Source organism: Myxococcus xanthus (genome assembly GCF_006402735.1).
GTDB lineage: Bacteria > Myxococcota > Myxococcia > Myxococcales > Myxococcaceae > Myxococcus > Myxococcus xanthus_A.
The window spans coordinates 7,728,207-7,749,923 of the sequence record NZ_CP017174.1; the positions used below are offsets into that span (position 1 = coordinate 7,728,207).

The window sequence follows — 21,717 nt, forward strand, 5'->3', positions numbered from 1 at the left end:
GGCGGGCCACAGACCGTGACAAAGCGAGCCGCAGTATTCACGACCTCTCCCCATCCCCACTGGAGGTTTTGATGTCTCCCGAGTCCCGCAACCCTCGCCAATTCTCCCGGCGCTCCCTTCTGCGTGCCGGCAGCGTCGCGGCCGGCTTCGCCGCCTTCGGCGGGTCTGGCCTGCTGATTGGCACCGCCCACGCCGCAGAGACAATCATCAACCCATTCTCTGGCTACTCAATCTCGGATGGGTGGTGGGACCACGTCAACCGCGGCTCCCTGGGCGGCATCGACTACGTGATGGGCGTTGGTACGCCGCTCCCGGCCTGCGCGTCGGGTCAGCTCCGCATCGACTGGAACAACGGCACGGGCGGCTACACCGCGACCATCGTGATGGCCAACGGCATGAGGAGCCAGTACCTCCACCTGTCCGGATTCAACGGCGGCGAGCGCTACGTTCAACAGGGAGAAATCGTCGGGTACTCCGGAGGCGCTGCGGGTGCACCCGGCTCCGGGTCCTCGACGGGTCCGCATCTGCACTGGCATCTGGTGACCGCCGGCGGCACCCGGGTGAACCCGCTCGACTACGTCGGCGCCGGCAGCGGCGGCACCGGGGGCGGTCTGCCGCTGGAGGACCGGCGCCTCGGGCATCTCGGCACCGCGGGGGGCTGGGCCCACATGCTCAGCAACCTCGTGCTGCCGGGCAACACGACCTACGGGGCGTTCTCGCCGGGCCCTGGACAGTCGCCGCGTGCCATGGCGAACGTCGACGGCGTGATGATGCTTGTATATGCCGGCAGCAACGGCTGGACCACGATGAGCAGTGGCCTGGCGATGGACCCGGGGGCTCCGCTCAACGTGCTGCGGACCCCGGCCAATCCATCGCCCCAAATCTTTACCCTCGAGGACGGACGGCTCTGGCACACCTTCGACGGCAATGGCTGGAAGAAGTTCCCGTCGTCCGTGACGGTGTCGGGCAACTGCACCTTCTCGATGACGGCCAATGGGACGGACCTTCATGGCCTGTTCAACGACAACGGCCGGCTGTTCCATGTCTGGGCTGACGGTTCCGGCTGGCACAAGGGTGACACCCAGGTGGACCTGCAGCCCGGCGCCGACCTGGTCGCCGTTATTCAGCCGGATGGAAGCCTGCAAGGCCTGTCGCTGGAGTTCAGCCGGGTGCACCACATCTTCGGGGCAAACGGGAGGTGGAACCGGATACCGACCACGGCGTCCCTGCCGACTGGGACGCCCATCGCTGGCCGCGCCGCCTATGGCTGGCCGCAGCTGGTCGCCAACCACAACGGGGCCATCACCCACGTCTGGGGCACCTCGTCGGGCTGGATGTGCGTGCCCACTGGACAGTCGACGAACGCGGGACGGCGGCTCAGCCTCGTCCCGGATGTCGCCTCATCCCCGCTGGTCGGCCTGACGCTCTGAGACGCGCCCCACCTCCTCGGACGAGGGCGCCCCGCGCGCCTGCGCTGCCAGGTCCAGGGTTCGGTCCGACGATGCTTCTTTCACATCGCCAAGCAACTTTGGACCGTACTTTCAAATAATCCAGGACCGGACTCCAACTCCACGTCCGTGAATCCTGGAGCATGAGCATGGCGACGCGCGTCACAGGTGGTGTCTCTTCGGCCGGTGCTTCCACCGCGAGCAGCGCGGCGGCGGAGGCTGCTCGGCGCGCGGCGGAGGCAGCCCGTCGCGCCGCCGAGGAGGCCCGCCGCAGAGCCCAGGAGGCGTCGCAGCGGGCGCTCGCGCAGGCCCAGCTCTCCAAGGGCCTCCAGGACGCGAAGAATGCCCCGAAGGCGGGGGTCGCGGCCTCCCAGGCAAGGCAGCTCGCGACGGCCGCCGAGAAGGCGACTCAGCGCGCCAACAACGCCGCCGTGGCCGCGGGGCTGCCGCGCCCCTTCCCCACCGCCGAGAAGACCTTCCACGACGCACTGATGAAGGACGGCGGTGACTTCTCCAGTCGTCCGGGCCGCTCGCTCTTCGGCACGCCCGCGCTCGGCGCCTTCCCGGCAGGCTCCCGCTCCGAACCAACCCTCCGCCACCTCGCCGGGCCCGCCGTCGCGCAGACCGCCGCCGCCACCGGCGCGACGTCGCCCGACGAGGCCCGCGCCAACCTCGTCGCCGCCCAGCAAGCCTACGACGACGCGAGCAAGAAGGCCGAGGAGCTCAACGAGGCGCTGAACCTGGAGCTCGCCAAGCTCGGCCCGGCGCTCACCGACGAGCAGAAGCAGCAGTACGTGCAGCAATTCCGGGCGAAATACCCGGATGAGTTCGCCGCCGAGGAGGCAGCAGCGAAGCAGCTCAACGACGCGCTCAACGACCCGCAGTTGCTTGAAGCCGCCAGGAACAACCCGGACGTCGCCAAGGAGAGCCTTGAGGCGGCAAAGTCGCTCGGGGAGTCCTCGCAGGCCAAGGGCGCACTCGAGTGGGCTGGCAAGGCGTTGGACCCGAATGGCCCGGCGGGAACCGCCTTCGAGAGCCTCAAGGACCAGATTGACGACGACGTCGTGGCGACGGCGCTCACCACCACTTCCGGCCAGCTCCTGGCCGAGAACAACGGCGATGTCCAGGCGGCGCTGGAGCAACTCACGGCAATCACCGAGCCGCTCGTCCAGCTCTCCGAGGGAGGCGCGTCCGTCAAGTCTGGCATTGAGACAATCAAGACGGCACTCGCGTCGGGCTCTCCGGAACCACTGCTGGAGCTCTCGAAATCAGACGGAAAGCTGGGCGCGGCGCTGGCGGGCGTGGGCGCCGCCTACGGCCTGGCGAGCGCGACGAACGACGCGATACGGGGCGAGTGGGGCGACTTCATCAAGGACCTGGCCAGTTCGGGCCGCAGCGGCGCGGAGGCCGCGGCCTTCGCGATGCGCACCCTCGGTGAGTCGGGCCGCATCGCAGCGCAGACGGGCGAGGCGGCGGCGACGTTCCTCTCGCGCCTGGCGCCCGCGTTCGGTGTGGTGGCCAACTCGGTGGTGCTCGCGGACCACTTCAAGGACATGGTGGACGACCCGACGGTCGGCAGTGCCTTGCAGACCTTCGGGGACGCGGTGGCGTGGGTGGGAGCGCTCATGGGCACGGGGCTCCCAGGCGTCGGGCAGATAATCGAGGGCGTGGGTCTGGTGGTCTCCGCGTTCGGCAGCCTGCTCGTCGACAAGGAGAAACAGGAGGCGCTGGACAACGAGTCCGAGAGCATCCTCCTGGAGATGGGCCTCGACGCGGACGTGGCGGAAACGCTCGCGCACGGCGATGACCAACCCGAACGGCTGTCCTCGGACCTGGGCCTGTCTCCGGCGCAGATTCAGGACCTCGCCAAGCGCTACCCGACGATGTTCGACGCCCCGGGCCTGGGCCAGGCGGTCATTGACGCCGCCAAGGCGTGCGGCATGAAGGGCTCAGACGCGATGGGCTTCATTGACACGCTGGCGAAGGGCCGTCCGGACTTCGCGTGGGACTTGCTCGGGGTTATGCCGAATATGCGGGGTGACGGCACACACCCGACGGCCACGGACGAATCGTGGCGCACCTACGTCCAGGGCCGCTACCCGGATGCGTACGCCTACGCCCAGCAGCACGCCCCGGACATCTTCGGCCAGAGCGCGGAGTCGCGCCTCAAGGCGGGCCAAGACTTCGAGCATTACGCCGGGACGATGGACTCCCCGCTCGTGTACGCGAACCTGTGTGAGCAGAACAAGGGCGACGAGGCGTACATCAGCGAGTTCATCAATCGGATGAAGGACAACGGCTCCCTGGACAGCTTCGTGCAGTACATCAACCAGTACGGCCTGGACGCGCACCGCAGCGGCGCCAAGGCCGCCCTCGACGCCGCGGTGAAAACGGGCGTGCTCTCCGAAGCGGACGTCCAGAACTACCTGAACGGCAGCAACGGCGATGCCTGGCACGCCATCCTCGGCCGCTGACCGTGGGCGCCGGAGCGCATCGAGTGAGACATCGAGGCGCTCCGTGCACGGCTTGTGACGGCGCAGAGAGTCCAACGCTCCTTGTGCTCGCGAATGACTTTCCCACATCATCGCCTCACCTGACTGCGTCGCTTGCCATTCGGCCACGCGCACGCCGCCAAGGAGGCACAGCACAGATGCGAAGTCGCGTTCACACCGTGTCTTCGCCCACCCTGGGGCCGGTGCCTCAACACCAGCGTCCCACTGGAGCTCGAAGCCTCGGAGTTGCCTGACTCCAACAGCCTCCGCACCAATCCATCAACGCGGTAGGCGGCACGAGACTGCCCACCGCAGGCCGCGCCACCATCGTCAAGAAGGCGGGTTACGGCGTGACGAGATTGCAGTAGAACTGCTTGCTCCGTACGACGTTGCGGCCCAATGCGTCGGTGAAGCTGAGCAGGACGGTACTGGTGTTGTTCGGAGTGCAGGTTCCTGATGTGTAATCGGGATTGTTCACGTGACTCGGTGCGATGTTCGCACGCGTCATGCCCGTCCACATCGCTGTAAAGGGACCAATGCCGCCTTCGGGGTTCGCATAGCACACGAAGCTGCCCGAAGCGCTTTCACACGCAATGGAGACATCAAAGGTCGCAGCGGCCACAGCCCCGTCGGCGTTGAGCAAACCCGCCCCGCAGCCATTGTTCGTGCATGAGATAGGCGTCGCGGTTTTCTGGAGGATGTCGCGAACCTGCAAAGACGTCAGCGCCGGATTGCGTGAAAGCATCAAGCCAATCACACCAGAGACATGCGGTGCGGCCATGGATGTACCCGCCCAGTGCCGATAACAGTGGGTTCCTTGGGATGTCGTCCACGAGGAGACGACGCCATGGGTACCGACGCCGCGCGTCTCATTCGGGTCCGTGCAGCCGATGAGTTCGCCAAAACCGCCCGAAGAATTGGCAGCGCGAAAAGCCCCCCCGCCAGGTGCACCAATGGTGATTCCCGGGCCGCGAGCCGAATAGGGCTCAAGGACTCCATTCTGATTCACGGCGGCGACAGAGATGACGCTCGTGCATCCGCTCCACATGAATGCGGAAAATGCCGTAGTATTGAGCGCGCCTTCAGACTCCCAGTTGCCAGCCGCGACAACCACGGGTGTTCCCGCGGCATTGGCGTCATTGACAGCAACTTGGAGGTCGGCCGGACAGGGGCCAGCGACGTTACCCATGCTGATATTGATGACCGAGGCTCTGGAAGGTGCCTGGACATAGTTGAACAGCCCATCATCCACCAAGTAGCCCGCCGAGTAACGAATTGCACGGGCGAGGATTGTGGAGAGAGGCTCATACGCTCCCGGGGAGCCAGAGCCAAAACTGCCCTCCTGCTGTGCGACGCGGATAGGCAACAAGCGGCAATTCCAGCACAAGCCAGCGCCTCCGATGCCGTTATTAGCCGAGGCACCAATCGTCCCCGCGACGTGAATGCCGTGGTGGTACAAGCCCTCGTCAGTAGGGTCGCTGTCGCCAGCGAAGAAGTCATACCCACCTGTCCACTTCGTATTCAGGTCGGGGTGCGCCAACCGCCCGCTGTCGAGCACAGCGATTGACACGCTGTCATTGCCAGTGGTGCGCCCCCATGCCGCTGGTGCATGGATGGCGTTGTAGTGCCAACTCTGGCTAGAGAAGAGAGGGTCGCTGGGGATCAGGGCGGCCTCTTTCTGCCCAAGCGCTTCAGGCTCGAGCGGCGCCCCGACACTACCACAGGCGAGGAGGGCCCCTGTCAGAACGGTACTCATCGGAAGCAGGAAGATGCGCTGGGATGCATGTCGACGTGGCACGGGACGCCTCCTGGTGAAAATCAAAGCAACTGAGACGATGCGTGCGAGAAGTGTACTGATATGCCCCAACGACTCCAACCCTCCTTGCAGAGAAGGCCTTCACCAGCAGGGCTTCGACGAAGGTGCAGCAGTTGTTCAGCCGGGGCGGCGCCAACGGGACACCGACGCCCGGCTCACGTCGCACCTGTAGTCGAGGAACGCTCCAATAAGAGCGGTGAGCCCCTCCACCAAGACGGCCAGCGGGTCGCTGTCGAATGACATACGGGCCAAGGCAGGCGCGCGCGCTTCTGGGAGACGAGCGTCGCGTCGACGGATGGCTCCGCGGGGCGCCCCCACGCACGGAGCCGTCGAGCTGGCCATGGGAGGGGCGAGTGGCTTGCGCGACGGAACGGTGGATTCGCCACGGGTGTCTCGTGCAAGCACCCGCTGGAGGTCCGCTGTGCTGACCGTCGTGTTGCTGAGCCTGTTGGCCGTGCCTCCGGTGGAGGTCGAGGTCTTCGTCCCGCTGTGTGACAACGCGTTGCTCCAGTGCGGCCGTCCTCCCGCGGGGGCTCCGCGCGCGCTTGAGACAAACCTCTACTGGGGGGCCATGTACGGTGCGGAGCGGTTCCTCTCACGGGCGCCTGGATTCAAGATGGTGAGCCGAGAGCCGGGACCCGAAGGGGCCGCGATACTGCGCGAGCTCGTCCTGGAGCGGACCGCGGCGAAGGGAGAGCGGCCCGTGCGGCTGCGGCTCCGCGCCTACGCGGGCGACGCGATAGACACGGCGCTGGAGGACTTCCTGCGGGCGGCGGCGGGCGCGAGTCGCGCCGACCTGTTGGTGTGGGCCGGACATGACCGGCTCATGGACCGCGAGCCTCCCCGAGTGGCTGCACCGCCGGGAGCCACGCCCAGGCCCGTGGTCGTCCTGGCCTGCACGAGCGAGCAGTACTTCGGTCCGGTGCTGAAGACGCTGGGCGCGAGCCCCATCGCGCTCACGCGAACGCTGATGGCACCCGAAGCCTATCTGCTGGAGGCGCTGGCCAGCACCGTGGCGCGCCATGGGCCCACGGAGCCCAAGGCCATGCGCACGGCACTCGTGGAGGCCTATGCGCGCTATCAGCGCATCTCCCTCCGCTCCGCGGGCTCCGTCTTCTCGAAGCTGCCCCCGTCGGAGGTCGCACTGCCTGGCGCGGTAGCTCCCGTGTCGAGGTCGAAACCGTGAGGCGAGCGACAGCGCCGAGGGCAGACAGGCCTCTGCCGTGAAATGCGGTCGGTCGAGTCCCACCCTGAAGAGGCTCCCGCTCCGCCAATGAATGAACGTGGGCAACTCCACTGGGTCGCGGACTTCACGCGAAGGCCGCGCCAGGAGTACCGCCAGGAGTACATTCACGGACCGCTCATGCTCCCACTCCTCCTGCCACTCCTGGTCGCCGTCGCGCCCGCGCCCTCCCCGGAGATTTCGTCGGCGAACCTCAAGAAGACCCCCGCCTTCCAGGACTGGCGCGGCGGACGATTCCTCTTCGAGGAGCGCTGGGTCGACCTCCCGGAGGTCGGACTTCACGTGGGCTACTTCGTCGTCCCCAGCCGATGGACCCGCCAGTACGCGGACAAGCTCCCTTTCCATGACGCCTTCTTCGTGGTGGACCCACGCACGGGACAGCTCGTTGCCCCGGCCCTGGTACGAACGAGACTGCCGCTCAATGGCTGTCCGACGATGGGCGAGGTGGCGCGGCTCATCCCCGAGCCCGAGAGCGAGACCTCCGCCGCGATCGGCTTCGGCAATGCTCCTCAGCGGTGTCTGGTCCGGCTCCAGCGCATGAAGGAGGCATGGGCCGTTTCCCTCTTCCCGGATGAGGCACGCTCCCCCGCGGAGGCCTTTCCAGAGGCAGCTGCCGCCCTGGAGAAGGCACTCGGTCCCAGGGACGGAGGGGTTCGCGAGCTCAATTGGTCCTACCAGCCCAACTCCCGCTGGTTGCTCGCTGCGTCCCAGGATGAGTGCGCCCTGTGGGTCATCGACAGCATCAACCCTGAGGTGAACGCCACGGCCAGCAAGGCCATGACGCGGGAGATCTGCGAGTGTCTCGAGGGGACCGTCTCCGCCGACGACCTGTATATCCGGCTGCCCCAGACAGCGTACACCACGAGCAGGATGGGTGGGGGCACTGCGCTTCCTTCCTGTGATTGCACGTTCGCGAAGACGGGTGAGGCAGGCGTCACGTGCGAGGCGTACATGGGTCGCCAATACTCCCTTCCGGAGTTCGAGGAGATGCAAGAGGACGGACGGCTGACGGAGAAGAACAGGGTCGAAAACCTGAAGGAGTTGGAGGACCTCCGTCGCACCCATCAAGGCCTGCTCGCCGCGAACGAGGATGCGCTCACTCAGTGGAGAACGGGGAACCAGAAGGCGGCGCTCAGCGCGTGGACCACGCTGTACCGAACATGGCTTGAGAACGGCCGGCCCATGGCTGGGGGAACCCTGGACGAGTTCGCTGTGGAGAACGCAACCCTGCGGGAACAACTGAACCAGCAATTGGAGGCAACCATCGACCTCCAGGCGGAGATCCTCAACAACCTCGGCTTCGCGCTGTGGTCCCACAAGGAGTGGTCCCAGGCCGAGGCCGTCCTCAACGAATGCCTGGCGCTGCTCACCGCGACGGGCCACGAGCGCAACGTGCTCAACCTGAATCGGGGAGACCTGTTTCGGGACATGGGAAAGGGTCCTGAGGCCATCAAGGCCTATCGGTCCTTCCTGCAACGCAAGGTCACCGCGGCTCAACGCAAGTACGCGGAGCGAGAATTGCGGAAGCTCGAGCAGGGCTCGAAATGACTGCCTGAATGGCCTGCCGGGACGCACGCGCTCGGTCTTCGAATGACGCGAGGAGGAGGCTCCGCCGTGCCTCGGAACCACGAGTCGCCGCCGTCCCGCGGCGTGCTTGGCGAGGCAGGCTCGCTCGGCGGCGGTGGCCTGCGTTTCGACCTGCGCCAACCCCGCCAACCAGAGGGCCACGTGAGTGGTGCCCCGAATGGTCCTGCGCCTATGTCTGTACTGCCGAGCCGTTAGCGTCCGGGGGCCACCACCCCGTCACGCGCCTCCGCCAGCGAAGCCTGCCACGCAAGCAGCCTATCCCGCAGCCGCAGGGCAGGTCTCTCCACCGCGATGTAGGTCACCCAGGCGAGCCCATGCGTCACCGTGATGAAGGCGAGCAGATCCAATCCCCACACACCCAAGGTCAGGCTTCGCCGCTCGAACACGCGTGCCACGACCCAGAACCAGAGATAGGTGCCATAGGAGAGGACCGCGGCCTGGTACACGAGCCCCCTCAGCGGTATGGGCAGCGCAACCGCTTCCGTGGCCACGAGCAGCCCGCCAAATCCCACCGCGAGCCCTGCGAAAATCCACACGCCTCCCCAGTCCGGCAGGTGAGGCACGCACACTGCCAAGGTCACCCCGAGCAACAGGGCGCCCATCGCGCCGCAGGCCCTCCGCCAAGCCTGAGGCCACCGTTGCCAGCGCGGCGCGGTCTTCGCGAGAAAGACACCCACCGCGAGTCCATCCAGGTGGAGGTGGGTGCGCCACTGCAATCGCACCCACTGTTCCGCGGGCTGAAGATGAAGTCACCCCACGAGTTCCGTACTGCTAACTCTCATCCCTGAGCTGTCCGATTTGACGGGGGCAACTCCACTGGGTGGGCCCCACGCCCCTGGGCATCACCAACGCGGCGGAAGTCGCGATTGAAGGCGGCCCCACCGGAATTGCCTACGTCGCGGCCACCAGCGCGGGCACGCTGATATTCACCCGGACCGTCGACGCGGGAGCAGGCTGGGAGGCGCCGCGAGTCCTCAGCCCGGCGGCCAACCCTACCGTCAGTCTGGATTCCAGGGGCGACGCCCTCTACATCTCCGTCTCGCGAGGCTCCACGGGGGTCAGCGTCCTCCAGAACTTCGCGCGAGGCGCGAATGACTTCAGCGTGACGGATGTAGACCAGAACAATGCCTTCTTCGACGTCGTCGTGGACAAGATCAGCGGAGATGTCTTCTCGGTGAGCGACGACCCCTCGTTCCGCATCCGCCGCAGCAGCGACCAGGGGACCACCTTCGGCCCGCAGAGCTCCCCACCGGGGCGGGCGTTCTTCTCGGACTGGACGGGCTCCAACGGCTTCATCTACGTCACGGGCTCCTTCGGGGACGACAATGTGGACGTCATCCCGATGTCCGCGCCGGGGACAAGCATCCAGGTGCCGGGCCTCCCCACGGACATCGGTCCCGCGCCCCTCCGGGCGATTGACGCGGACGCGCTCGGCAACGGCTACATCGTGTCCCAGCGGGGGACGGGCGACATCCAGTTGGACCGGATGCTCGTGGGGGCCACCATGATTCTGGCCACGGATGCCAGGACAGTAGGGCCGGGCGCCGCGCCAGCAGTCGCGGCGCTCCCCTCGAACGGCGGCGCCCTGGTGGCCTACACGAACGGCACCAGTGTCTACGCCTCAGTGGTGGTGTACTGAATCAACGGGGTCCCTGATGCGCGCCTTCCAAGTCGTAGGGGAGGCGCGCATCCAGGTGGCCCGTGCGGCCTTCAACTCGGACGCTGGCTCGCGTTCCGCGCGCAGGGCTTCATTCGGGGAGATGAAAGAAGGACCCTGGCGCGGTGGCTCAAGGGGAAGGCTGCAGCGCCTTGCGCTCCTTCGCGCAGACCTGGAGCAGCTCCAGCATGCTCATGCTGGCGCCGCCGATGTCGAACTTCTGCTCCTTGAAGTCGGGGTATCGGTTCTCGAGGATGCGCCCCTCCGCGATGCAATCGTTGAGCTGCGCGAGCGCCTCGTTCTTGCGCCCCTTGGAGAGGTGGGCCTTCGCCGCGTCGTAGGCCTTGCGCTGGCCCTCCTGGAACCGGAGCTCCACGTCGACCCGCTTCTGGGGCACCTGCAGGGCCTCGGCCTTCTGGGCACACTGGGTCATCACGTCCTGGGGCCGGGTGGGGACCCCGCCCACGAGCACGTCGACCGCCGCGAGGCTGGCGTTCTCCTTCACCATCCGGGCTCCCTCGTCCTGGCAGGCCTTGAGCTTCTGCGCCGCGCTCGCGTACAAGTCCCTGCGCCTGCGCAGGTCCGCGGAGGACGCGGCGGAGGCCGCCGCCTTGCCGGCGACGTCCAACGCCTCACCGGTCAGACGGCGCAGCGCCCTCGCCTGCTTCGCGAACTCGAGCGCCTCGACCATCTTCAGCCAGTCGGCGCGCGACCGCTCGGCGGACGCCGCGTAGCTCGCGTCCTGCCGCTCCAGCGCCGCGTGCGCCTCGAACATCTGCATGACCTCGTCCACGCTCTTCGAGGCGGTCTCGACCTCGGCGTCGGTCGCAGAGATGGCCTTGGCGACCTCGAGCTTCTCCTTCGTGGTGGCCAGCCGGGACGCAAGCTGGATTCGGGCCTCCGCCGCGGCCAGGACGACCTTCCGCCGGCTGATGCGGTCGCTCAGCTCCGCCATGCGCTCCTTCGACTCCTTGGCGTACAGGGCGTAGTCACGGTCCTTCTTGACGAGGGCGGCACCGGCCTCCAGCACCACGCCAATCTGCTTGACCGCGTTCTCCGCCTCCTGGAGCTGCGCCTCCGAGGGCGTCTCCTTCTGGACCTGGGTGACCAGCGCCACCGCGTTCTTCCGGGCCTCGTCCACCTTCGCGCGCTGCTGCAGCAGGTCGACCTCGTACCGGCGCCGCTCCATCGTCGCCCGCCCGTCCTTGAGCAGCTGACGCGCGTCGGCGGCGGCCGGGCTGATGGCGGGGTTCTTCACGTGGACCGTCTCGAGCGTCTTCTCCAGGACGACCATCGCCGTCTTCGCCTCCTCGAATTGCTCGGCGGTCACGGACCGCTTCTCGACGAGCCGCAGCGCCTGGACGACCTCGGCGCGCGCCGCGTCGAGGGTGCGGACCTGGAGCGCCACCTCCACCTCGACGAGCGTGTTCTTCACCTCGGCGAGGTACTGGCCGATGGCCTGACTCCTCGCCGCCTGCGGCTCGTACCTGTCCACCAGCTTCCGGACGACAAACGCCGCGGTCTTGGCCTCGGAGAGCTGCTCGGGCGTGGGCCGCTTCACCCGGAGCGCCTTGGCGGCCGCACGAAGCTCTTCATGGGCGGGCTCCAGCTCCACCTTGATCCGCGAGACACCCGCCTGCACCACGAGCTCATCCATCCGACGCCTGGCCTGGGTGACCTCGGCGCGGGCCTTCTCCGCCTCCGCGCGATAGGCCTTGTCCTGAGCCTCGAGCGGCCTGCCCTCCTCGAGCTGCTTCTGCAGCGCGGCCACCGCCCTGTCGGTCGCCGCGAACTTCTCGTCCGACCAGGCCTTGCCCACCTCGGCGAGCGAGCTCGCCAGGCTCTTGCGGCTCTCGTCCAGAAGGCCCCGCTGCTTCTGCGCCGACAGCTGCAACCACCGCTCGTCGAGCGTCTTCCGGTGACGGGCGAGGGTCGCCTCGACCTCGGTGAGGTACGTGGAGAACTTCGGGTCCTGGCTCTTGAGAGGCCGGCCCTCCTCCGCCAGCTTCCCAAGCGCGTCCACCGCGGCGCGGGCCTCGTCCATCGCCTTGGAGCCCGGGTCGCCCTGGCCGAGCTTCGCCATGCGCTCGTTCAGGGGCGCGAGCGCGCCGTCGATGCGTCGGCGGTACTCGTGGATGTGGACCTTGGCCCGGCGCTCGTCGACGTACTCCCGCTGCGTCCGGAGCTGCTTGCGCGCCGCCAGGACCAGCTTCGCGTACTCGAGGTCCTCCGTCTCGAAGCTCGCTCCGGCATCGAGCGCGACCTTCAGCGCCTCCACCGCCGCGAGGGCGGCGTCGAGGTCGGCGTTGCGCGGCGGCTCCACTTCGATCCGCTGCACGGCCGTCGCGAGGTCGGCGCGAGCACGCTCCACTCGCTTCGATGCCTCCCCGATGGACCTCGCGGCGCCAGCCTCGGCAGACGCGGCGGAGGCCTCGACGGAGGCGAGGAGGAAGAACCCGATCAACACCAGCCTTGAAGTGCGTACCATTCACGCCAACCTACTACAGCGAGGCGGGAGAACCCGGCATAGTGTGCGCCCCGCGCCACGCATCGGACAGGATGGAACCCGAGGTGGGAGCGCCGAGAGGGCCTGGCTCCCGGGCAGGACGAGGAGCCTCACGCGCCCGGAGCTGTCGGAGAGGGGGGCCGACAGGCGCACATGAAGTGGAGCGTCCTCTCCCGTCAGGTCGTAGGTGTACTTGCGCTCGCGTGCGTCGACCGCAGCCGAGGAGGCACGGTGTGCCCAGGTCGTCCCCCCGTCCAGGCTGACCTGGACGACGCTGAACCGCAGCGGAGAGCGCCCCGGGGCCTTCACGCCAGCGACGGCCGCTTTTCTCAGGCGCCGCTTCCGAGCGGTTGTTGTCGAGAGGAAGCCGCTCATTCTCGACGAAGCGAGTGAGGGCCTCCCACTGCTGGCGCACGTAGGAGATGGCTTGACCCAGCGGACTCTTGGGCGGGTGCCGCGGCGCCTGTGCTTCGAGCCAGGCATGTAGTTGCGCGAGGACGGGGGCGCTGCGCAGTTGGCGCAGTTCTCGGTGCGCGGCCGTACGCACCATGTCCGCATCGCGCGCCTGGGCTTCCACGCGGTAGAGTTCGAGGATGAAGTCCAGCGCCTCGCGCGCTTCGGGTGCGGTGGCCAGCGCGTCGAAGAAGCGGCGACGCACGTGGGCCCAGCAGCCGACGCGTAAGCGGCCCTGGGCAGCGTCACCGCGTTGTAGCCAGCATATGCGTCCACCACGAGTGCGCCCGAAGTGCCGCCCAGCACTTCCTTCGGCGTCTTGCTGGCCCGCCCCCTGATGAAGCGGTACCCGATGAGCCATTCACCTTCCTCATTCTAGGTGAGGAAAGTCCATAGGTAGCCAAGCTTCGTCCTCTTCACGTCCAGCACGCGCAGCGGCGTCTCGTCAGCCCACACCACGTCCGCGGACGCAGTGCATTGCAAGAGGTGCTGCGACAGCGGCAGCAGTACCGAGGCGGCTTGGTGGAAGAGGTCCGTCAGCGTGCTGCGACTCAGGGGCATGACGTCCGCGCACTTCGACGTCACTACGTGGGCAGGAAGCCGGGGCCGTACTCGCCCCTGTCCACCACCCGCGCCGGAGGTGGGGCGATGACGACGCCCCGGCCGCACGCGCACGCCAGGACTTCCTGCACGTGCAGTTGCCGCTCGAAGCGCGCCGGTACGTACTCGTACAGCACCGAGGTGCGGCCCTGGCCCAGTGGCTTCAGCTCTTCGCTGCCGCAGGCTGGGCAGTGGCGCTCCTCGGCTGGCACCGCGTGGCGAATCTCTCGCGCCGGGGCCTCCTCGGCTTTCCGGGCCGCCCGCTGCTGGCGCTTCTTCTTCGCGGCCTCGGCCCGGGCCGCCGTCGACACCGCATCCCCTCGCAGCTCAGCGGACACCGTCGGCAGCTTCTCCGCCCTGCGGCCGAAGACGTGGCGCTCCAGCGAGGCCATCTTCGCTTCCAGCGACGTCAGGCGCTCCTTGAGTTCCTCCGCCTCCTCGCGCCAGGGGCAGAAGTGGTCTTGAGGTAACTCGCGCGGCACGCAGCCTCAACACGCCGCCGCCGCACCTCGTCCCGGGCCAGGCCTGTCAGGTGCCCGTGCGCCCGGGAGGCGTCCAGGCGGGCTGACGCCGCACCTGGGCCACGTCGATGCCGTCCAGCAGCATCGCCAACTGCGTCGCGTCCAGGTGCACCGTCTGCGCGCCAGCGTCCACCGGCGGTAGCCGGAATCTCCCCGTCTCCAGCTGCTTGTACAGCAGCACGAAACCGCCCCGGCTCCACGTCAGCACTTTGACTCTGTCGCCCCTGCGCGAGACGAAGGCGAAGAGGTGCCCCGAGTAGACGTCCTCACCCCACGCGCTGCGTACCAGCGCCATGAGGCCATCAATCGACTTGCGCATGTCCACCGGCTCGGTGGCCAGCACCACGCGCACCGCGGCAGGCTGCGCGAACACCGCTCACCGCCCCAGTGCCACGACGAGCCGGGCCACGTAGTCAACGTCGGTGCCCGAGGCGAATCGCAGTCGCGCGCCGCTGGCCAGCACCACCTCGAGCGGCGTCGTACTCAGCTGCGGCGTGCCAGCTACCTCCACCGGCAGCAGCCGCACCGGCTCCGGCTTCCTGGCCAGCTGACGCCTCCGCCGGTACACCCACGACTGCAGCGTGCTCAGCCGCAGCCCTCTGTGCTGCGAGAACTCCTGCTGCGTCAGCCCGCTCGCCTCGAATGCTTCAGCGACACGGAACCACTCCTGCGTCTCCACCGGCTTCGACATGCGCGCCAGGGGCCCCGGCGGCGACTCCTCACTCAACGCCCCTCAGCACGTCATTGGCCGGACGGATACCGCATGACGCAGCGACCGGATTTTGGGTAGGCACAGGCCCCCCCTTCAAATTTCAACTACGCGCGGGACCTCCCCATCCACGCCGGGTGGGGAGATGGTTCTCTTCATCGCGAAAACACTCTCGGGAATGTCTCCAACAAATACGTTGGGGAAGTCACGTACCGAGACGTGCTGCTTGTCGTTTCCGGAAACCATGCGGAGCAACAGGTTGGTTCCGGTCTGGAGGTAGAGAGTCAATGGTGCCTTGTGCGGCCTTTCGATGGTCCAGACATCAGCCAGTTGGCCCAGTACAGGGTCACATCCGGCATGACGCGCATTCCCATCAATCAACACGGCGCGAGGCAGGAACAACTCATGAAACGACGACATTTCATTCGACAACAAGGCCCCATCAAGACAATCGCCGATGGTGGTCGCCTTCTTCCAGTAAGCCATTTTCCTCTTGAGGCTCTGTCCGCGCGCGACATCGCCGACTTCAGACATCCAGAGCTGGTACCCCATCTCTTTCTCGGACCAGGGATTGAACAGGCCGTCAATTCGGCAGACATCGCGAGCATAGTCAAACCAGCAGTAGCCGGAAGTGACTTGGTCGTCTCGCAGCATGGGCGACCAATAGGAGACGTAGGCGCTGCTCCATTGGATTGGCAAGAGCGGCGGAGGGGGATGTGATTGCATGACAGGGCCTTATCTCTCCAGGGCGAAGCGAGGACCTTGGAGCCGCACCTCTTGTCGGCTCGGCGTGATAACGCAAGTCCTCACGTATGAACTTCATGACCTGTGCCGTCGACCTTGAGAAAGAGCTTCTCGGCTAGTTCATCCTTCCAAGTCTATACCACGCATTCTGCTTCTGCTGAATTTGTTGCAGTTCGTCATAAGGGATCGAATCGAAATACAGCTTCTCCGCCATGTCCGGCGGATAGAGGCTCGGAAATTTTTTATGCATGTAGCGAGCATATTGGGTCCGCAAGAAGAAGATGAAGCTTGGATTGCTCAGCACCTCGTAGTTCGCGATGGACATGTCCTGCATTGCATCCGCCTGCACCTTGCGCTGGCGGGTGAACTCCGGGAGCACGACGTCAAGGTCATCGGCGTGCTTGTCCAGCAGGGTGGCGAAGACATAGGCATCTTCCAGAGCCATGTTCATGCCTTGGCCCAGGAAGGGCGCGGTGGCATGCGCCGCATCGCCAAGCAGCAACGCGTTCCCACGATAGTGAAAAGTGCTGGAGCGAACATTGACGAGGTCGTTGCTGGGCAGTGTCATGAACTGTTCCAGCATTTCTTTCCGACGGGTGGGCGGCAGGCCGCCGAAATAGTGATTGAAGAAGGCGCGCATTGCATCTCCATCTTGCGTCGCCAAGCTAAGGGCACCAGTATATGGTAAACAAATTGCAAAGCTGATGCTGCCACCGGGAATGGTTGCCGCGCGACCGGCGAAAAGACCCTTGGAGTCCATACCAAAGAAATACAATAGGTCCTTCCGATAGCCCAGTTCCGCGGCATTGGGAAGGACCAGCGTCTTGTAGCCGTGGCGGAAGAAGGTTTGTTTGAATTCGAAGCGCCGCAGGCCGCTCTGCATGGACTGGCGTACCGCAGAGTGTGCGCCATCCGCGCCGATGATCAAATCCCCTCGATGGTGCTGGAACCCACCGTCGTCTTCTTGGACGAGGACGGACTTCTTCTCCAGATCGACACTTAGGCATCTGCATTCGAAGCTATACTTCACGCCGTGAAGGGCGGCGTGCTTGTTCAACAGCTTTTGAAACGCCAATCGATTCAGAGACAAAGGGGATAGCCCCTCGAACGGAGTGAGCTCGCGGATCTTGTACTTTCCGCCAACGGAGAAAGCCATGCCAACTATTGGTTCGCCGCATAGCTCCAGTTCTTGTGGGGCAATCCCAGCCCTCAGGACTGCCTTGATGCCCCTGACGGTCATACTGACGCCGATGGCGCGCGAGTTGGTCATCTCCAGGGCAGAGACGGTGTTTTGCAGTGGGTCTCTCCTTTTTTCGACGACATGAACGTCGTACCCACGCCGCGCTAGATAGATGGCGGTCAGACTGCCTGCAAGTCCACCGCCCACAATGATGGCTTTGTGCATTCAGGCCTCTCTCGAAATATTCCCCTGGGCCAAATCGCTCAGTTGACGATTGAAGAATTCCAACATTTCTATCTGTGCCACGCCGACGAGGTCCGCGCCAAGACTGCGGGCCAATCGCGCCAACGTCAGGCATTTCTGAGCCAGCATATGGCATCCCGAAGCGTAGTCGCTGCTGATCGGGCCATTGACTGGCTCGGGCACTGGCGGTCCGGCATTGCGCCCAGGCAGGCCGGACGGCGTATTCATCAAGGTGATCGACAAAGGGCGCAGCAGGCCCGTCATGATGTCGATTGAGGCATTCATCAAGCGGGAGCGACGCAAGCTGCTCAGCGGTCTTTGCGCGAAATGATGAGTCATCAATGAAATCATCAATTCATGCCCCCCTTGATAAAGGACCATCAGCGATCTGGCTCTCTCGTTCAGTACCTGGACACAATTCTCACGTGGCTCCAGGGCCGGATTCCTCAATGCCGGCACGGCCGGCTCGAACGGTTTCTCTTGAGCGCTGAATCGGGATGCCATGCGGCGCAGTCTTTGGAAATGCGAGGACTCAAAATATGGGGAGTCGACCGCGACCCCCTCTCCCTGCTCCGTGACATAATCAATGGAGAAGATCGCGCTGTCCCGATCGAAGACCTCCAGCTGATATCCTGGAAATCTCTCGTTTGTCAGCTCATTCAAGAAGAGATGGTGTTCCCCGCCGCGTTTGCCGGGACCGGTGTCGAACAAGTCCGGCAGCTCACGAAGCCCCTGGCGAATCGAGGTGTAGAAATCCGCGATGGATTTTCCTGGCGCGGGGATATGGCCAGGCCATTCAAAACGAACGAATTTAGCGAGCACATGCTCTGAGAAGGGCTCAAAGGAAAACTCAGTATCCAGACCAAAATGGAGCCGCGCCTGCGCTCCCAACATGGGCGTGCCAGCATGGAAGGGTTCGCCCAAGGCCATCAGCACATTATTCATCACCAGATAATGAATCATTTCTTCATGCGCGATTTCCAGCAACGTACCGCGCATACCACTGTTGCGGCGCCTATCCTCGGAGCCGCAGGCCAGCTCTAACTCGGCCATCCGCCAACGGCCCGCATGAACCTGCTTGAGTCCTTGTTCGTAGTTGGGTATGGAGTAGGCGGCATACAGATATTGAAGCAGCAGGGATAGCTCCAGATCGATCGCTCTCTTCAATTCCTTGACTAAATGGGCCTTACAGCCGATCGGCTGCGGTCCAGGAGACTCAGGAAGGGAAGTCCTGGAGGCGGCTTCGATGTGCGTCAGATATTTCAGGAACAGCTTGGACTTGGGTAGGGATAGTTCCCTGCTGCTTGGCATGTAGTAGCTTTTGTCCCGGTTGAGCGGATCGCACATCTGCCACATCAGTCGGGAATACGTTTCGCATTTGCAGCGGTCCGCCAGGCTGAACACCTTGTTCGCCATGAAGGGATATACCAGTTCGTAATAGCCCATGACGTGCTGATACAAGAATGCATAGTCCACCTGCTCGGCGGGGACCTCATCCAGGTGCCAGTCGTCGGGCAATACCCTGACGCCAATGAACTGGCTGTCTTGTCCCGCTCTCAGTTCAACGCGAGTCGCTCCAGGACGTTGGCCCGTGAGGGTGAGTTGTGCATAGCCAGCCCCCTGTGTCGAAGGAGACAGGTGCGCGGTCAGCATGTTGGAGGCTTCAGCCTGCACTGCCAGCGCCGCGTGCGATGCCAGTTCGCCACGGAGGCGGCTTTGCACGGTGATGGTCTCCGGGAAGACCTGGTCCTTCTGTTTGTTGGGGGCCTCAAGAAACAGGTGATTGCTGTCGGACTGCACCACCCAATCGACTTCTTTCCACTGTGCTTGTGCGCCTGTCAGGAGAAGCGAACCAGTGGCGGAGTTCAACAACGGCACGTCTAGGACGCCATGATGACGCCAATAATCGAGATATAGCTTTTCAGGAATTCTGGCAATCAGTGCGCCGGACTGGCTGAGTAGTGCAAGGTCCCCCAGTGGCAGTTTTCCGCCCAAGCCATGGGTGGGATGTTGATCTGAGACGAGCTGGGCGCTTCGGGTAGTGAAAGGAACGGCGGTCGGCATGTTGAGAGACACCCGGTCCGACTGCACTTTCACCACGACCGGCCCCAGGCCGGGCTGGCGCGGCAACAATAGACGTCCTGTTGGATAGGTTTCTAGTTCATGCTGGCACCATAAACCAACGGTGCCAACCAGATCATAAAAGACAGGTGAATCCGCCCCCCGCGGCGTCGACATGTTGAACAAGGCGTACTGGACCGTCAGTCCCTGTATCTCCTCGTCTTCCAGCGCTTGCCGTACGGCACGCAAGCCGAGGGATAGGGCGGCTTTCGAATCGAGTGTGAACTGGGTGTCTTTTTTTGAGATGGAAAATTGAAACAGCCGCGAGCGGGTGAATTCTTCGGCGAGAAAATGGTCGCTGCGCTCGACGACATGCCCTGTCCCCACCCAGCGAACGGAATGAGCACGCGGAATTCTCGCCGTGAGCAAAGACGGAGTGTGAGGCGTGGCGTGCTTGTCGCTCAGCGTCAACTGGCCGGCGTATATCAAGGTGGTGTCGGCCTGGCTGGGATTGTTGTCCACCCATCTGGCGCGATTGAACGTAGTGCGAAGGTATTCGTTGTAGTGTCCCCAGAGCGCTAATTGCCCCCCCACCAGACTGTCGCTTGTGTCGATGTCTCCGTCCTGCAGTTGTACTCCCGTGATCCTGACGTTTTCCCAGGAGAAGTGATTATTTCCGCAGAAATTATAGCCGGCTGCCTCGCTAAAGATTCCTCCAGAGTCCGGCCTCCCCTCCGCGTCGAATCTGGGCGCCAGCTGTTTCAGATGCTCATGAAATTCGGATGGCGCCCGGCGAAGATCAAACGGAGCGCCCTCCATGAAGACGGTATTGGTGGCAATGTCGATCTGGCCATGCGTGTTTCGATTCGCGGTTGGAACATTGGCGCGAGCAAAGCCTCGAAAATAAAGCCGAGGAAAATGGAGAATACTCATGGCGTTCGACAAGAGGTGCTGTGAGGGCTTTGTTAAGCCCGATTCTTTGAAGCGCTGGTGAGCTGTTCCAGCATTAGCTGAATTGCTTGATGCGCGCTGAGCAGTCCACCTTCCATCCAGCCGCCATGCGACGTGTAGGCATCTGAGCAGGCGATGACACCATCGCGAAGAAGCAAGGCGTTGGGCTGATCGGCCGTGGATTTCAGACTGAACTCCACTCCATGTGGCCAATGCTTGTGAAAATGGTCCTTGATGGAAGGTAGGGGCTTGCCACCGAGGGGTAGAACCTGTTCCATGCAGGCGCGTACCCTATTCAAATAAACGTCCTCGCCTTGCTCCAGACAGTCCCGCCAATAAGTCGCGTTTTCGCCGTCGGTGTAGAATTGTACGTATTTTTCGCTTTTGAAGTAGATTTTTCTCAGGGGGTTATTGACCACCAGGACCTTGTCTGCCAGCTGACAGTCTCGCCACCAGGCGCTATTGAATGTCAAAAATCCCTTGAACAAGGGTAGAGAGCCATATTGGCAAGGACTCCAGTTGGTGGGAAAGCCGAGATTGAGCCGTGTCATGGCGGAGGGTGGAATGGCCAATATGAGGTGGCGCGTTCGATGTATTTGCGTGTTGCCTTTATGACTGAAGGTGAGGACGTATCTATCTCCACATCGCGAAATGGAGAGCAATCGGTGCTCCATCCGAAACTCGACCCGGCCAGCCTGTGCCTGGCACTGAAGCCGCGCCAGCAACTGGCCGTAGCCATCCGGTGCATAGCGCCATTGGTTGCTTGCGTCGTCAATCAGGCCTTGCGTTTCCGGGTGCATCTTGATGATGCTGTAAGCCATGGACGCGGAGACAATTGGCAGAAGTAGGGCGTCATACCCCATGGCCTTGATGATTTTCCTGGCCTCATCCTCTCCTTGATATTGGCTGACGAAATCCAGGAATGAGTCGTGGGGATGAGCTTCCAGCATGGAGAGCAAGCTGAGCAAGGTCGTTTTCAGCTTTCCTTGCACGTTGTCTTGAAATATGGCCTGAGTGAATGGGTAGGCCTCATGTTGATGTTGGAAACAGTGCATGAGCGCCTGGAAGCGTGGATGCAGTTGCGGCGAGTAGCGAGCGGCGCCCAGTTCGGTGATTTCCCCACCGTCAAGTTTTCTTGACAGGATGCGGCCTCCCACGCTGGCATTCAAATCAAACACTCTGATGCATAGGCTGTTGCTCAGTGGGGAGGTTGCCAACTGGGTTGCGCAGGTTAGTCCTCCGATTCCGGCGCCTACAATGCAGATATCCGAGTGGTGTTTCATCTCAAACTCTTGGACAGAGGAGGGAGCGCTGGGGTGAACCCTCATCGTTCTGAGCGAAATCACCGCTCGGCCATTGGGATCCAACCGACGAGGATTTGAATGGAGCTGTGTCGTCGTGCCGCGGGGAGAAGCACGGCATCGGCAGGCTCACGTCACTTGTTCCATGACGATGCCTGTTACAGCGAAAATCTCTTGAGAGTCGGTGCCTGTTGGATCTTTCGGC

General features: G+C 64.1%; 16 protein-coding genes and 1 pseudogene. 5 read left to right on the forward strand and 12 right to left on the reverse strand.

The window, feature by feature from the left end:
* The first annotated feature begins 71 nt into the window (after positions 1-71).
* Complete coding sequence (locus BHS09_RS31735) at positions 72-1,430, forward strand: M23 family metallopeptidase (protein WP_140795140.1); 1,359 nt, start codon at positions 72-74, stop codon at positions 1,428-1,430.
* A 167-nt stretch (positions 1,431-1,597) separates the two neighbouring features.
* Entirely contained in the window at positions 1,598-3,922 is a 2,325-nt protein-coding gene (locus tag BHS09_RS31740) for a hypothetical protein (protein WP_237079934.1), read from the forward strand.
* 361 nt (positions 3,923-4,283) lie between these two features.
* On the opposite strand, the gene BHS09_RS31745 is transcribed toward BHS09_RS31740, so the two are convergent.
* Complete coding sequence (locus tag BHS09_RS31745) at positions 4,284-5,738, reverse strand: S8 family serine peptidase (protein WP_161605187.1); 1,455 nt, start codon at positions 5,736-5,738, stop codon at positions 4,284-4,286.
* Positions 5,739-6,177: 439 nt separating this feature from the next.
* Between BHS09_RS31745 and BHS09_RS31755 the strand changes: the two genes are divergently transcribed.
* Entirely contained in the window at positions 6,178-6,942 is a 765-nt protein-coding gene (locus tag BHS09_RS31755) for a hypothetical protein (protein WP_140799886.1), read from the forward strand.
* A 177-nt stretch (positions 6,943-7,119) separates the two neighbouring features.
* Positions 7,120-8,547, forward strand: a complete 1,428-nt coding sequence (locus BHS09_RS31760; protein ID WP_140795143.1) for a tetratricopeptide repeat protein — start codon at positions 7,120-7,122, stop codon at positions 8,545-8,547.
* Between the two features lie 230 nt (positions 8,548-8,777).
* Here the strand turns inward: BHS09_RS31760 and BHS09_RS31765 are convergent, their stop codons facing one another.
* Positions 8,778-9,149 (reverse strand): hypothetical protein, encoded by a 372-nt coding sequence (locus BHS09_RS31765; RefSeq protein WP_237077630.1) that lies wholly within the window; start codon positions 9,147-9,149, stop codon positions 8,778-8,780.
* A gap of 257 nt (positions 9,150-9,406) precedes the next feature.
* On the opposite strand from BHS09_RS31765, the gene BHS09_RS31770 reads away from it, so the two are divergent.
* Positions 9,407-10,225 (forward strand): hypothetical protein, encoded by an 819-nt coding sequence (locus BHS09_RS31770; protein WP_237079935.1) that lies wholly within the window; start codon positions 9,407-9,409, stop codon positions 10,223-10,225.
* Between the two features lie 148 nt (positions 10,226-10,373).
* Here the strand turns inward: BHS09_RS31770 and BHS09_RS31775 are convergent, their stop codons facing one another.
* From BHS09_RS31775 to vioA, 10 genes and pseudogenes are all read right to left on the reverse strand, one after another.
* On the reverse strand, positions 10,374-12,731 hold the full coding sequence (locus BHS09_RS31775) for a hypothetical protein (protein WP_140799887.1): 2,358 nt from the start codon (positions 12,729-12,731) through the stop codon (positions 10,374-10,376).
* Positions 12,732-12,744: 13 nt separating this feature from the next.
* On the reverse strand, positions 12,745-13,563 hold the full coding sequence (locus BHS09_RS40385; protein ID WP_140799888.1) for an IS66 family transposase: 819 nt from the start codon (positions 13,561-13,563) through the stop codon (positions 12,745-12,747).
* A pseudogene (locus BHS09_RS39850) lies at positions 13,455-13,763 on the reverse strand (IS66 family transposase); the annotation flags it as partial. The pseudogene BHS09_RS39850 and the gene BHS09_RS40385, both read right to left, overlap by 109 nt.
* A gap of 23 nt (positions 13,764-13,786) precedes the next feature.
* Entirely contained in the window at positions 13,787-14,284 is a 498-nt protein-coding gene (locus BHS09_RS31790; protein ID WP_140799890.1) for an IS66 family transposase zinc-finger binding domain-containing protein, read from the reverse strand.
* A 46-nt stretch (positions 14,285-14,330) separates the two neighbouring features.
* Entirely contained in the window at positions 14,331-14,696 is a 366-nt protein-coding gene (tnpB, locus tag BHS09_RS31795; protein ID WP_140799891.1) for an IS66 family insertion sequence element accessory protein TnpB, read from the reverse strand.
* A 3-nt stretch (positions 14,697-14,699) separates the two neighbouring features.
* Positions 14,700-15,050: an IS66 family insertion sequence element accessory protein TnpA gene (tnpA, locus tag BHS09_RS31800; protein ID WP_237079936.1), complete on the reverse strand. Its 351-nt coding sequence runs from the start codon at positions 15,048-15,050 to the stop codon at positions 14,700-14,702.
* Between the two features lie 78 nt (positions 15,051-15,128).
* Entirely contained in the window at positions 15,129-15,758 is a 630-nt protein-coding gene (gene vioE, locus BHS09_RS31805; protein ID WP_140799892.1) for a violacein biosynthesis enzyme VioE, read from the reverse strand.
* Between the two features lie 133 nt (positions 15,759-15,891).
* Positions 15,892-17,181, reverse strand: a complete 1,290-nt coding sequence (gene vioC, locus BHS09_RS31810) for an NADP-dependent violacein biosynthesis oxygenase VioC (protein ID WP_140799893.1) — start codon at positions 17,179-17,181, stop codon at positions 15,892-15,894.
* A complete protein-coding gene (gene vioB, locus BHS09_RS31815; RefSeq protein WP_140799894.1) occupies positions 17,182-20,193 on the reverse strand; it encodes an iminophenyl-pyruvate dimer synthase VioB in 3,012 nt (1,003 codons plus the stop codon).
* A 32-nt stretch (positions 20,194-20,225) separates the two neighbouring features.
* Positions 20,226-21,494, reverse strand: coding sequence for a flavin-dependent violacein biosynthesis tryptophan-2 monooxygenase VioA (vioA, locus tag BHS09_RS31820; protein ID WP_140795156.1), 1,269 nt, complete (start codon positions 21,492-21,494; stop codon positions 20,226-20,228).
* Between the last annotated feature and the right edge of the window lie 223 nt (positions 21,495-21,717).

Coding starts and splice junctions, on each gene's coding strand:
- vioC (WP_140799893.1), bottom strand. CDS start 17,181: ATGCACAAAGCCATCATTGTGGGCGGTGGACTTGCAGGCAGTCTGACC.
- BHS09_RS31740 (WP_237079934.1), top strand. CDS start 1,598: ATGGCGACGCGCGTCACAGGTGGTGTCTCTTCGGCCGGTGCTTCCACC.
- BHS09_RS31775 (WP_140799887.1), bottom strand. CDS start 12,731: ATGGTACGCACTTCAAGGCTGGTGTTGATCGGGTTCTTCCTCCTCGCC.
- BHS09_RS31760 (WP_140795143.1), top strand. CDS start 7,120: ATGCTCCCACTCCTCCTGCCACTCCTGGTCGCCGTCGCGCCCGCGCCC.
- vioB (WP_140799894.1), bottom strand. CDS start 20,193: ATGAGTATTCTCCATTTTCCTCGGCTTTATTTTCGAGGCTTTGCTCGC.
- vioA (WP_140795156.1), bottom strand. CDS start 21,494: ATGAAACACCACTCGGATATCTGCATTGTAGGCGCCGGAATCGGAGGA.
- vioE (WP_140799892.1), bottom strand. CDS start 15,758: ATGCAATCACATCCCCCTCCGCCGCTCTTGCCAATCCAATGGAGCAGC.
- BHS09_RS31735 (WP_140795140.1), top strand. CDS start 72: ATGTCTCCCGAGTCCCGCAACCCTCGCCAATTCTCCCGGCGCTCCCTT.
- BHS09_RS40385 (WP_140799888.1), bottom strand. CDS start 13,563: ATGGCTCATCGGGTACCGCTTCATCAGGGGGCGGGCCAGCAAGACGCC.